An 11,213-nucleotide genomic window follows, 5' to 3' on the forward strand; every position below is an offset into this window, starting at 1 on the left:
TGATTGATCACGTTCGGGTTACGCTACGCTTGCCCGAACAAAAAACGCGACCCCCTGCGTCAACAGGAGGCCGCGTGAAGCTCCACCCCATCCGCCTGGTGCAGCGGCACGCGGCCGTCGCGGTAGTGCTCCGAGCGGGACATCTCGGCGCCGCCGAGGCGACCGCCGCACTGCACGCGAATGCCCTTGACCTGCGGCGAACGCATGGCCGACTGAATGGCCTTGCGCATCGCGCGCCGGAAGGCGACGCGGTTGGACAGCTGCTCGGCGACACCCTGTGCCACGAGCTGCGCGTCCGACTCGGGTTCTTGACCTCGAGGATGTTCAGCTGGACCTGCTTCTTGGTGAGCTTCTCGAGCTCACCGCGGATGCGGTCCGCCTCGGCACCACGACGGCCGATGACGATGCCCGGCCTGGCGGTGTGGATGTCGACGCGCACCCGGTCACGGGTCCGCTCGATCTCCACCTTGGAGATGCCGGCACGCTCCATGCCCTTGCTGAGCAGGCGGCGGATCTTGACATCCTCGGCCACGTACTCGGCGTACTGCTTGTCTGCGTACCAGCGGGACTTCCAGTCGGTGGTGATCCCCAGCCGGAAGCCGTGCGGGTTGATCTTCTGGCCCACTACCGGGTTCCCTTCGCGCTGGTCTTCTTCGGACGAGACTCCACCTCGATGGTGATGTGGCTCGTCCGCTTGCGGATCCGGTACGCGCGGCCCTGGGCACGCGGGCGGAAACGCTTGAGGGTCGGACCCTCGTCCACGTAGGCCACCGCAACCCAGAGGGTGTCGGGGTCCAGGGACATGTTGTTCTCGGCGTTGGCCATGGCGCTGGCGAGCACCTTCGCGACCGGCTCAGAGGCTGCCTGGGGCGCGAACTGGAGCACGGCCAGGGCCTCGCTGGCGTTACGACCCTTGATGAGCTCGATGACGCGACGCACCTTCATGGGGGTGTCGCGAACGTAACGAGCCCGAGCCACGGCGCGCGGAAACTCCTGCGCCTCAGCGTCCTTACGGGCGTTCATCGCTGCTTTTCCCTTGCTCTTCTCAGTTCGGCGCCTAGCGGCGACGAGACTTCCGGTCGTCCTTGATGTGGCCCTTGAAGGTGCGGGTCGGGGCGAATTCGCCCAGCTTGTGCCCGACCATGGCCTCGGTCACGAACACCGGGACGTGCTTACGGCCGTCGTGCACCGCAATGGTGTGGCCGAGCATGTCCGGGATGATCGTGGACCGACGGGACCACGTCTTGATGACGGTCTTCTTGCCCGACTCGTTGAGAACGTCCACCTTCTTGAGCAGGTGGTCGTCCACGAAGGGGCCTTTCTTAAGGCTGCGAGGCATCCTTCACTCCCTCCCTGCTCAGCGCTTCTTACCGGTGCGACGACGCCGGACGATGAGCTTGTCGCTTGGCTTACGGCGGCGGGTACGACCCTCGGGCTTACCAGCGGGGTTCACCGGGTGGCGACCACCGGAGGTCTTGCCCTCACCACCACCATGCGGGTGGTCAACCGGGTTCATGGCGACACCACGGACGGTGGGCTTCTTGCCCTTCCACCGCATGCGGCCTGCCTTGCCCCAGTTGATGTTCTGGTGCTCCTTGTTGCCGACCTCGCCGAGCGTGGCGCGGCAGCGCACGTCCACGTTGCGGATTTCGCCAGAAGGCATCCGCAGCTGGGCGTACGGCCCGTCCTTCGCCACGAGCTGAACCGAGGCGCCGGCGGAGCGGGCGATCTTCGCGCCGCCACCGGGGCGGAGCTCGATCGCGTGGATCACGGAACCGACCGGGATGTTGCGCAGCGGCAGGTTGTTACCCGGCTTGATGTCGGCCTTGGGGCCGTTCTCAACCGTGTCACCCTGCTTGAGCTTCTCCGGGGCGATGATGTAGCGCTTCTCGCCGTCTGCGTAGTGCAGGAGCGCGATGCGCGCGGTGCGGTTGGGGTCGTACTCGATGTGAGCGACCTTGGCCGGCACGCCGTCCTTGTCGTGACGACGGAAGTCGATCAAGCGGTAAGCCCGCTTGTGACCGCCGCCCTTGTGCCGCGTGGTGATCTTGCCCGACGCGTTGCGGCCACCCAGCTTGTGCAGCGGGCGGATCAGCGACTTCTCCGGCGTCGACCGAGTGATCTCGGCGAAGTCGGAGACGCTCGCACCGCGACGACCAGGCGTCGTCGGCTTGTACTTGCGAATGCCCATCTCTACGCAGTCCTCGTCATCAGGCGGCAGGGCCGCCGAAGATCTCGATCGCCTTGCTGTCAGCCGACAACGTGACGATCGCGCGCTTCGTGTCCTTGCGCTTGCCGAAACCGCTCTTGGTCCGCTTGCGCTTGCCCTGGCGGTTGATGGTGTTGACGCTGACGACCTTGACGCCGAAGACCTTCTCCACGGCAATCTTGATCTGGGTCTTGTTCGACCCCGGCGCCACCAAGAAGGTGTACTTGTTCTCCTCGAGGAGCCCGTAGGACTTCTCGGAGATCACCGGCGCGAGCAAGATGTCCCTGTGGTCGGGGATCACTTCGAGGCCTCCTCGTCCACCGCGACCGCCGTGGCCTCAGCCGAGCCGCGACCCTGCTGGGCCTTGCTGGCGAGGAACACGTCGAGCGAGTCCTTGGTGAACACCACGTCGTCGTTGACGAGCACGTCGTAGGTGTTGAGCTGGTCCGGCGCGATCACGTGCACGTGCGGAAGGTTCCGCACGCTGACCCAGGCGACCTCGTCGGTGCGGTTGAGCACCACGAGAACGCGACGGGCCTGGGTGACCGACTCCAGGACCTTGCGCGCGGTCTTGGTCGACGGGGTGTCCCCGTCCACCAGGCCGGACACGACGTGCACCTGGTTGGCGCGAGCCCGGTCGGAGAGGGCACCGCGCAGAGCGGCGGCCTTCATCTTCTTGGGGGTCCGCTGGGTGTAGTCACGCGGCTGCGGGCCGTGGACGATGCCACCGCCGGCGAACTGCGGCGCACGCGTCGAACCCTGGCGGGCGCGACCGGTGCCCTTCTGGCGGTACGGCTTCTTGCCACCACCGGACACCTCGCCGCGGGTCTTCGTCGAGTGCGTGCCCTGGCGAGCGGCGGCCTGCTGGCCGACGACCACCTGGTGCAGCAGCGCGACGTTCGCCTGCGCGTCGAAAACAGCCGGGGGAAGCTCGACCGTGCCGGCGGACTTGCCGTCCGGGGTGCGGATCTCAACCGTCGACATCAGGCACCACCCTTCGCGGCAGTCCGGACGAACACCAGACCACCCTTGGGGCCGGGAACAGCGCCCTTGATGAGCAGCAGGCCGTTCTCGGCGTCGATCTTGTGCACCTTCAGGTTCTGGGTCGTCACGCGCTCGTGGCCCATGCGGCCAGCCATGCGCAGACCCTTGAAGACGCGACCCGGGGTGGCACAGCCACCGATGGAACCCGGCGAGCGGTGCTTGCGCTGGGTGCCGTGGCTGGAGCCGAGGCCCCGGAAGTTGTGGCGCTTCATGACACCCGCGGTGCCCTTGCCCTTGCTGGTGCCGGTGATGTCGACAACAGCGCCGGCCTCGAACACCTCAGCGGTGATCTCCTGGCCGACCGTGTACTCGCCGGCGTCCGTCGTGCGCAGCTCCACCAGGTGGCGACGGGGAGTGACCCCGGCCTTGGCGAAGTGGCCCGCGACGGGCTTGTTGACCTTGCGCGGGTCGATCGCGCCGGCCGCCAGCTGGACGGCGGTGTAGCCGTCCTTCTCCTGGGTGCGAACCTGGGTCACGACATTGGGCTCAGCCTTGACGACGGTCACCGGGACAACCCGGTTGTTCTCGTCGAAGACCTGAGTCATGCCGAGCTTGGTGCCCAGGATGCCCTTCATCTGCCTGTCAGACATTGGTCCGTTACTCTCCGCGCCCAACGCTTACTGGATGTTGACGTCGACGCTGGCCGGCAGGTCGATGCGCATGAGCGCGTCCACCGTCTTCGGCGTCGGGTCGAGGATGTCGATCAGCCGCTTGTGCGTGCGCATCTCGAAGTGCTCGCGCGAGTCCTTGTACTTGTGCGGCGAGCGGATGACGCAGTACACGTTCTTCTCAGTGGGCAGCGGCACTGGCCCGACAACCCGAGCGCCGGTGCGCGTCACGGTCTCCACGATCTTGCGCGCAGACGCGTCGATCGCTTCGTGGTCGTAGGCCTTGAGCCGGATGCGGATCTTTTGTCCCGCCATGATGGCTTGCCGTTCCTCTGCTTCTCGTAACCGCTGCGGTGCGGTGCCTCGGATGAGGCCTTTTACAGCCTCTTGGCGCGCTCCGCCCCTGTTGAAGTGTCATGGTGCCCGGTCCACGCGGTCGGGCGTGTCGCGCCCGGTGCGCATACCGGTCCCACTCAAGGTCTCCCCGGTGGGATTGGGCCTACCACAGCCCTTGCACCCTGATGCCCATCTCCGCAAGGAGGCGTTCACTAACAGGGCGCGGACGCTCGGTCGAAGAACTCAGGCACACACGAAGTGAACCCGGCCTTCGTCGAGCAACCCGTAAAGGATGCCACACAGGCGTGAGGCGATCCAAATCGGGGTGGGCGAGTTGGAGGCAGATCACGTGCGGATCTTGGCCGGTGAACGCTGCTGTCCGTCGCGTGTGGAGCGACGAGTGCAACGGTTCCTTTGTCCGGCAACGGAATCTCCGTAGCGGACCTGCGTCCGCACACCCCGAACTGTGTGACGTGAGCTGTCACACACAACCCGTGCCAGAACGACGAAGGCCGGGCCAACGGAGTCGTTGGCCCGGCCTCACGCCGAACGGAACGAGCTAGATCACTTGACGATCTTGGTGACCGAGCCGGCGCCGACGGTGCGGCCACCCTCGCGGATCGCGAAGCGGAGGCCCTCGTCCATGGCGATCGGCTGGATCAGCTTGACCGTCATACCGGTGGTGTCACCCGGCATGACCATCTCGGTGCCCTCGGGCAGCGTCACAACGCCGGTCACGTCCGTCGTCCGGAAGTAGAACTGCGGACGGTAGTTGTTGAAGAACGGCGTGTGGCGGCCACCCTCGTCCTTGGACAGGATGTAGACCTGAGCCTCGAACTCGGTGTGCGGGGTCGTGGTGCCCGGCTTGACGATGACCATGCCGCGCTCCACCTCCTCGCGCTTGATGCCGCGGAGCAGCAGCGCGGCGTTGTCGCCGGCGCGGCCCTCGTCGAGGAACTTCTTGAACATCTCGATCGAGGTGACCGTCGTCTTCTTCGACGTCTCCTTGATACCGACGATCTCGATCTCAGAGTTGACGTTGATGATGCCGCGCTCGATACGACCGGTCACCACGGTGCCGCGGCCGGTGATCGTGAAGACGTCCTCGACGGGCATGAGGAACGGCTTCTCGGTGTCGCGCTCGGGCTCCGGAATCGCCGAGTCGACGGCGGCCATCAGCTCGAGAACCGACTTGCCCCAGGTCTCGTCGCCCTCCAGCGCCTTCAGCGCCGAAACGCGCACGACCGGCAGGTCGTCGCCCGGGAACTCGTACTCGGAGAGCAGCTCGCGGACCTCGAGCTCGACGAGCTCCAGGATCTCCTCGTCGTCCACCATGTCGGCCTTGTTCAGGGCGACGACGATGTAGGGGACGCCGACCTGGCGGGCCAGGAGGACGTGCTCCTTCGTCTGCGGCATCGGACCGTCGGTCGCCGCGACCACCAGGATGGCGCCGTCCATCTGCGCCGCACCGGTGATCATGTTCTTGATGTAGTCGGCGTGCCCGGGGCAGTCGACGTGCGCGTAGTGACGGTTCTCCGTCTGGTACTCGATGTGCGCGATCGAGATCGTGATGCCGCGCTGCTTCTCTTCCGGCGCCTTGTCGATCTGGTCGAACGCGAACGAAGCGTTCACATCGGGGTACGCGTCGTGCAGAACCTTGGAGATCGCCGCGGTCAGCGTGGTCTTGCCATGGTCGATGTGACCGATGGTACCGATGTTGACGTGCGGCTTCGTCCGCTCGAACTTCGCCTTGGCCACTGGATTGTCCTCCTGGACTTCTTCTTTGCTGGTCCGGCGGGCATCTGTGGCCACCCGCCGGACTACACGTCAGGGTCGGAAAGTGCGGACCCCAGGGACTAACCCCGGAGAGCCCGCGGTGGAACTGCGGTGCTCCGGTGCGGGGTTATTCCCCAGTCGCCTTCGCGATGATCTCCTTCGAGACGTTCGCGGGAACCTCTGCGTAGGAGTCGAACACCATCGAGTAGTTGGCACGACCCTGGGTCTTGGACCGCAGGTCACCCACGTACCCGAACATTTCCGACAGCGGAACCAGTGCCTTGACGACACGGATACCGCTGCGCTCCTCCATGGCCTGGATCTGGCCACGGCGGGAGTTCAGGTCGCCGATCACGTCGCCCATGTACTCCTCGGGCGTCGTGACCTCGACGGCCATCAGCGGCTCGAGGATCGCGGGAGACGCCTGACGGGCGGCTTCCTTGAGTGCCATCGAACCAGCGATCTTGAACGCCATTTCCGACGAGTCGACCTCGTGGTAGGCGCCGTCGAGCAGCGTCACCTTCACGCCGACCAGCGGGTAGCCCGCCAGCACGCCGTACTGCAGCGCGTCCTGTGCACCCGCGTCGACCGACGGGATGTACTCACGCGGGATGCGACCACCGGTGACCGCGTTGACGAACTCGTAGAGAGCGCCGTCTTCCTTCTTCTCCAGCGGCTCGACGGTGACGAGCACCTTCGCGAACTGGCCGGAGCCACCGGTCTGCTTCTTGTGGGTGTAGGAGTACTTCTCCACCGCCTTGCGGATGGTCTCCCGGTACGCCACCTGAGGCTTGCCGATGTTGGCCTCGACCTTGAACTCGCGGCGCATGCGGTCCACCAGGATGTCCAGGTGGAGCTCGCCCATGCCGGCGATGATGGTCTGGCCCGTCTCCTGGTCGAGGTTGACCCGGAACGTCGGGTCCTCCTCTGCCAGCTTCTGGATCGCGGTGCCGAGCTTCTCCTGGTCCGCCTTCGTCTTGGGCTCGATGGCCACCTGGATGACGGGCTCGGGGAAGGTCATCGACTCGAGCACGATGGGGTGCTGCGGGTCGCACAGGGTCTCACCGGTCGTGGTGTCCTTCAGACCGATCACGGCGTAGATGTGGCCCGCGATGGCCTCGGTGACAGGGTTCTCCTTGTTGGCGTGCATCTGGAAGATCTTCCCGATGCGCTCCTTGCGGTCCTTGGTCGCGTTGACGACCTGGGTGCCCGCGGCGACCTTGCCCGAGTAGACCCGGATGTAGGTCAGCTTGCCGAAGAACGGGTGCACGGCGATCTTGAACGCCAGCGCGGAGAACGGCTCGTCGCTCGACGGGCTGCGCTTCACGATGGTCTCGCCGTCCTGCAGCGTGCCCTCGACCGGCGGGAGGTCGAGCGGCGACGGCAGGAAGTCGATCACCGCGTCGAGCATGGGCTGCACGCCCTTGTTCTTGAACGCGGAACCGCACAGGATCGGGTAGGCGGTGCCCTCCGAGACGATCTTGCGGAGGCCGGTCTTGATCTCCTCGACCGACAGGTCGCCCTGCTCGAAGTACTTCTCGGTCAGGTCGTCGTCGGTCTCGGCGACGGCCTCGAGAAGCTGCTCGCGGAACTCCTGCGCACGCTCGACGAGATCCGCGGGGATCTCCTCGATCGCGTAGTCCTCGCCCTTCTGGACTTCGCCACGCCACGTGAGAGCACGCATCTCGATCAGGTCGACGACGCCGATGAAGTCGCTCTCGGCACCGATCGGGATCTGGATCGGCAGCGGCTTCGCGCCGAGACGCTCCTGGATGGTGCGGATGGTGAAGTAGAAGTCCGCGCCCAGCTTGTCCATCTTGTTGACGAAGCAGATGCGCGGGACGTCGTACTTGGTCGCCTGCCGCCAGACCTGCTCGGACTGCGGCTCGACGCCCTCCTTGCCGTCGAAAACGGCAACAGCGCCGTCGAGGACGCGCAGGTTGCGCTCGACCTCGACGGTGAAGTCGACGTGGCCCGGCGTGTCGATCAGGTTGATCTGGTGGTTCTTCCAGTAGCAGGTCGTCGCGGCCGACGTGATCGTGATGCCGCGCTCCTGCTCCTGCTCCATCCAGTCCATCACGGCAGCGCCGTCGTGCACCTCGCCGATCTTGTAGCTGATCCCCGTGTAGAAGAGGATCCGCTCAGTCGTCGTGGTCTTGCCCGCGTCGATGTGGGCCATGATCCCGATGTTGCGGACCTTGGCAAGATCAGTGAGCACGTCCTGTGCCACGGGTCTTTCCCCTGTCTTGAGCTTGTGGGCTCACTAGGGCTGGGAGAGCCCGGCCCCTCGCGGGGCCGGGCATCACATCACCAGCGGTAGTGGGCGAAGGCCTTGTTGGACTCGGCCATCTTGTGCGTGTCCTCACGGCGCTTGACGCTCGCACCGAGACCGTTGCTCGCATCGAGCAGCTCGTTCATCAGACGCTCGACCATGGTCTTCTCACGGCGCTGCCGCGAGAAGGTGATCAGCCAGCGCAGCGCCAGCGTGGTGGAGCGGCCGGGCTTGACCTCGACCGGAACCTGGTAGGTCGCACCACCGACGCGGCGGCTCTTGACCTCGAGCGCCGGCTTCACGTTGTCGAGCGCGCGCTTCAGCGTGACGACCGGGTCGGTGCCGGTCTTCTCGCGAGCACCTTCGAGCGCTTCGTAGACGATCTTCTCGGCCACGGAACGCTTGCCGTCGACCAGCACCTTGTTGATCAGCTGGGTCACGAGCGGCGAGCTGTAGACCGGGTCGGAGATCAGCGGCCGCTTCGGGGCCGGTCCCTTGCGGGGCATCAGCTCTTCTCCTTCTTCGCGCCGTAGCGGCTGCGAGCCTGCTTGCGGTTCTTGACACCCTGCGTGTCGAGAGAGCCACGGATGATCTTGTAACGAACACCCGGCAGGTCCTTCACACGACCGCCACGCACGAGCACCATCGAGTGCTCCTGGAGGTTGTGACCCTCACCGGGGATGTAGGCCGTGACCTCGATGCCGCTGGTCAGCTTCACGCGAGCGACCTTGCGCAGTGCGGAGTTCGGCTTCTTGGGGGTGGTGGTGTAGACGCGGGTGCACACACCGCGCCGCTGCGGCGAACCCTTGAGGGCCGCCGTCTTCTGCTTGGCCACCTTGTCCGTGCGGCCCTTGCGGACCAGCTGCTGGATCGTTGGCATTCGCCGGCTGCTTCTTCCGTCTTTTGCGGGTTCCCCTCGCGGTTCACCCTCGTGTTTCTTGATCCCTCTCTGCACCCGAGGTCGGGCGTGTCGCCCGCTCCCAAGGTCCGCAAGCAACAGTTCAACTGCCCCTGCGAGTGGAGGACACCACGGCCTCAAGGGCACGCGGAGCGGCCCGACATGGGTCGGGCACGAGTAGCAAAGATACCCGCCCACGTCTACCTGGGTCAAAACGGGGGTACCGCAGGCGCACCTGCAGTAGACATGGGCCCTGAAACTCAGGGTACTCGTGTGATGGAGAACGCACTTTGAAGCTCAACCTGCTGGTCTACGGCCTCATCGCCCTGGTGCTCGTGGTACCCGGCTTCTTCATCATCGGCGACATGTTCTCGGAACCCGAGGTCGGTGACTGCGCGGAACCGGTCAGCAAGTCCGACGGCAAGTTCGACATGAATGAGACCGATTGCACATCGCCCGAGGCGGTCTATCGGCTCGTGAAACTCGAACAGAAGAAGTCGTGTCCTAAAGGTGACTACCTCGTGCAAACGGCCAGCCGGGCCGGCAAGCCCGCCGGCTTGAAGCACTACTGCTTCGTGCTCAACACCAAGGAAGGCGACTGCCTCAAGCGAGGCAGCGCGTTCCACGAACGTGTCGCGTGCGGCACGGGCGGGTCCCAGCGGGTGTCCAAAGTGGCCAATGCCGACGATCGGTCGCTGTGCGGTACCGACGAGGCCCGCACCTACCCGGACCCCGCCACCACGATCTGCCTGAAGACCGTGTGAGGTCCGCAGTCCTGATCGCAACCCTGACGCTGGTGCCGTCCGGGCGCTCCGGCTGGCACGAGCAAGGCGACGAATGTCGTCGACGGCGAGTCCGACGCGCATTGTGCGCCTTGTACGCCGGGAACGACTCGAAGACGTACCCGCAACCGGTGAGGACGATCTGCGTCACCAGGTGACGCAGGCGATCACGCGGCTGATTCACTGTGCGTGTGGACGACCTGATTGCGGCGATGGCCTCGCTGACCGGCTCTTCCGCCGACCCCGAGGTGCTCGGCGCGACCGCGGCGACGTCGTGGTGGTGCGCGTCGGTGACGTGGTGGCCAAGGCGCACCCCGCGGACACCGACGTGGCGGCGTTGCGGCAGCGGCTGGAGATCGCGGCGGCGCATCCGGAGCTGATGCTGCCGCCGTTGAAGCCGTTGCAGTTCGTGGACGACCGGCCGGTGACGGTGTGGCCGTACGGAACGCCGGTGAGCCAGGCGGATCCCGACGCGGCGCCGTGGGAAGAGAGCGCGCAGCTGCTCGCGAAGCTGCACGCGTTGCCTGTGCAGGGGCCCGTGGCCGGTGCGCCGGAACGGATCGTGCGCGCCATTCGGGCGTTGCCGCCGGAGCTTCCGCACGCCGATGTGGTGCTGGCGGCGTTCGAGGTCTTGCCGCGTCTCGACATGTCGGCAAGGGCTCTCATCCACGGCGACTGGCACCTCGGGCAGCTCGTTCACCGGGGTGCCTGGCGGCTCATCGACGTGGACGATCTCGGGGTGGGCGATCCGGTGTGGGACCTGGCGCGACCTGCGGCTTTGTATGCGGCGGGCATCCTTCCGGGTGATCTGTGGGCAAGGTTCCTCAACGCCTACCGTGAAACGGGTGGTGTGGCGCTGACGACATCGGAATGGGATGTCCTCAACATTCCGGCTCAGGCGTACGTTGTTCAAATGGCAGCGCGGGCACTCGTGACCGGTCTGCAGCCAGTGGAACCGCTGGTCGATGCGTGTCGTCGGATCGTCGCGACGCACGACACCGGCGACCGCGGCTAATATCGGTTTTGTCCGGTCCCACCCAGGAGGCTCATCACGATGCAGTGTCCCAAGTGTCATGCGAACATGCGCACGTTCGACCGCATGGGCGTTCACATCGAGCAGTGCGACGGCTGCCGCGGGGTCTTCCTCGACTACGGCGAGCTCGAGTCGATCACCCGTCTCGAGGCCCAGGGGCGGGTTCATCGCGTGGGGCGCGATGGGCGACGCCAACGCCTCGATCCCGACGCCGCAACCGGTGTGGGCGCGGCCGATGTTCGGTGCCACGGCCGG

The 11,213-nt window shown here is 65.8% G+C and carries 13 protein-coding genes and 2 pseudogenes; 3 read left to right on the forward strand and 12 right to left on the reverse strand.

The annotated features are described in order from the left end of the window. Nucleotides 1-98: 98 nt before the first annotated feature. From rpsC to rpsL, 12 genes and pseudogenes are all read right to left on the reverse strand, one after another. Nucleotides 99-625, reverse strand: a pseudogene (gene rpsC / locus FXN61_RS41270) (30S ribosomal protein S3); the annotation flags it as partial. Beyond that, nucleotides 625-1,023 (reverse strand): 50S ribosomal protein L22, encoded by a 399-nt coding sequence (gene rplV, locus FXN61_RS41275; RefSeq protein ID WP_167979302.1) that lies wholly within the window; start codon nucleotides 1,021-1,023, stop codon nucleotides 625-627. The gene rplV and the pseudogene rpsC, both read right to left, overlap by 1 nt. Nucleotides 1,024-1,057: 34 nt before the next feature. Next, nucleotides 1,058-1,339: a 30S ribosomal protein S19 gene (rpsS, locus tag FXN61_RS41280; protein WP_015105260.1), complete on the reverse strand. Its 282-nt coding sequence runs from the start codon at nucleotides 1,337-1,339 to the stop codon at nucleotides 1,058-1,060. 18 nt (nucleotides 1,340-1,357) lie between these two features. Beyond that, nucleotides 1,358-2,191, reverse strand: coding sequence for a 50S ribosomal protein L2 (gene rplB, locus FXN61_RS41285; RefSeq protein ID WP_030473464.1), 834 nt, complete (start codon nucleotides 2,189-2,191; stop codon nucleotides 1,358-1,360). A gap of 19 nt (nucleotides 2,192-2,210) precedes the next feature. Beyond that, nucleotides 2,211-2,510: a 50S ribosomal protein L23 gene (rplW, locus tag FXN61_RS41290; protein WP_045309807.1), complete on the reverse strand. Its 300-nt coding sequence runs from the start codon at nucleotides 2,508-2,510 to the stop codon at nucleotides 2,211-2,213. Then, a complete protein-coding gene (gene rplD / locus FXN61_RS41295) occupies nucleotides 2,507-3,193 on the reverse strand; it encodes a 50S ribosomal protein L4 (RefSeq protein ID WP_167979303.1) in 687 nt (228 codons plus the stop codon). Before rplD ends, rplW begins: the two co-directional genes overlap by 4 nt. After that, the gene (gene rplC / locus FXN61_RS41300) at nucleotides 3,193-3,843 is read right to left on the reverse strand and encodes a 50S ribosomal protein L3 (protein ID WP_166044660.1); all 651 of its coding nucleotides are present in this window, start codon (nucleotides 3,841-3,843) and stop codon (nucleotides 3,193-3,195) included. Before rplC ends, rplD begins: the two co-directional genes overlap by 1 nt. A 27-nt stretch (nucleotides 3,844-3,870) precedes the next feature. After that, the gene (gene rpsJ, locus FXN61_RS41305; RefSeq protein ID WP_003938093.1) at nucleotides 3,871-4,176 is read right to left on the reverse strand and encodes a 30S ribosomal protein S10; all 306 of its coding nucleotides are present in this window, start codon (nucleotides 4,174-4,176) and stop codon (nucleotides 3,871-3,873) included. 585 nt (nucleotides 4,177-4,761) lie between these two features. Continuing rightward, complete coding sequence (gene tuf / locus FXN61_RS41310; RefSeq protein WP_167979306.1) at nucleotides 4,762-5,955, reverse strand: elongation factor Tu; 1,194 nt, start codon at nucleotides 5,953-5,955, stop codon at nucleotides 4,762-4,764. 145 nt (nucleotides 5,956-6,100) lie between these two features. Next, entirely contained in the window at nucleotides 6,101-8,203 is a 2,103-nt protein-coding gene (gene fusA / locus FXN61_RS41315) for an elongation factor G (RefSeq protein WP_167979304.1), read from the reverse strand. Between the two features lie 77 nt (nucleotides 8,204-8,280). Next, nucleotides 8,281-8,751, reverse strand: coding sequence for a 30S ribosomal protein S7 (rpsG, locus tag FXN61_RS41320; RefSeq protein WP_065915967.1), 471 nt, complete (start codon nucleotides 8,749-8,751; stop codon nucleotides 8,281-8,283). After that, the gene (gene rpsL, locus FXN61_RS41325) at nucleotides 8,751-9,125 is read right to left on the reverse strand and encodes a 30S ribosomal protein S12 (protein ID WP_090015396.1); all 375 of its coding nucleotides are present in this window, start codon (nucleotides 9,123-9,125) and stop codon (nucleotides 8,751-8,753) included. The genes rpsG and rpsL overlap by 1 nt, the downstream gene beginning before the upstream one ends. Nucleotides 9,126-9,433: 308 nt before the next feature. On the opposite strand from rpsL, the gene FXN61_RS41330 reads away from it, so the two are divergent. The 3 genes and pseudogenes from FXN61_RS41330 to FXN61_RS55995 all read left to right on the forward strand — a co-directional run. Continuing rightward, entirely contained in the window at nucleotides 9,434-9,907 is a 474-nt protein-coding gene (locus tag FXN61_RS41330) for an LppU/SCO3897 family protein (RefSeq protein ID WP_167979305.1), read from the forward strand. Nucleotides 9,908-10,205: 298 nt separating this feature from the next. Next, on the forward strand, nucleotides 10,206-10,940 hold the full coding sequence (locus tag FXN61_RS41335; protein ID WP_312878405.1) for a phosphotransferase family protein: 735 nt from the start codon (nucleotides 10,206-10,208) through the stop codon (nucleotides 10,938-10,940). A 39-nt stretch (nucleotides 10,941-10,979) separates the two neighbouring features. Further along, a pseudogene (locus tag FXN61_RS55995) lies at nucleotides 10,980-11,087 on the forward strand (TFIIB-type zinc ribbon-containing protein); the annotation flags it as partial. Between the last annotated feature and the right edge of the window lie 126 nt (nucleotides 11,088-11,213).

The sequence above is a fragment of the Lentzea indica genome, from assembly GCF_012184385.1.
In the GTDB taxonomy this organism is placed as follows: Bacteria; Actinomycetota; Actinomycetes; order Mycobacteriales; family Pseudonocardiaceae; genus Lentzea; species Lentzea indica.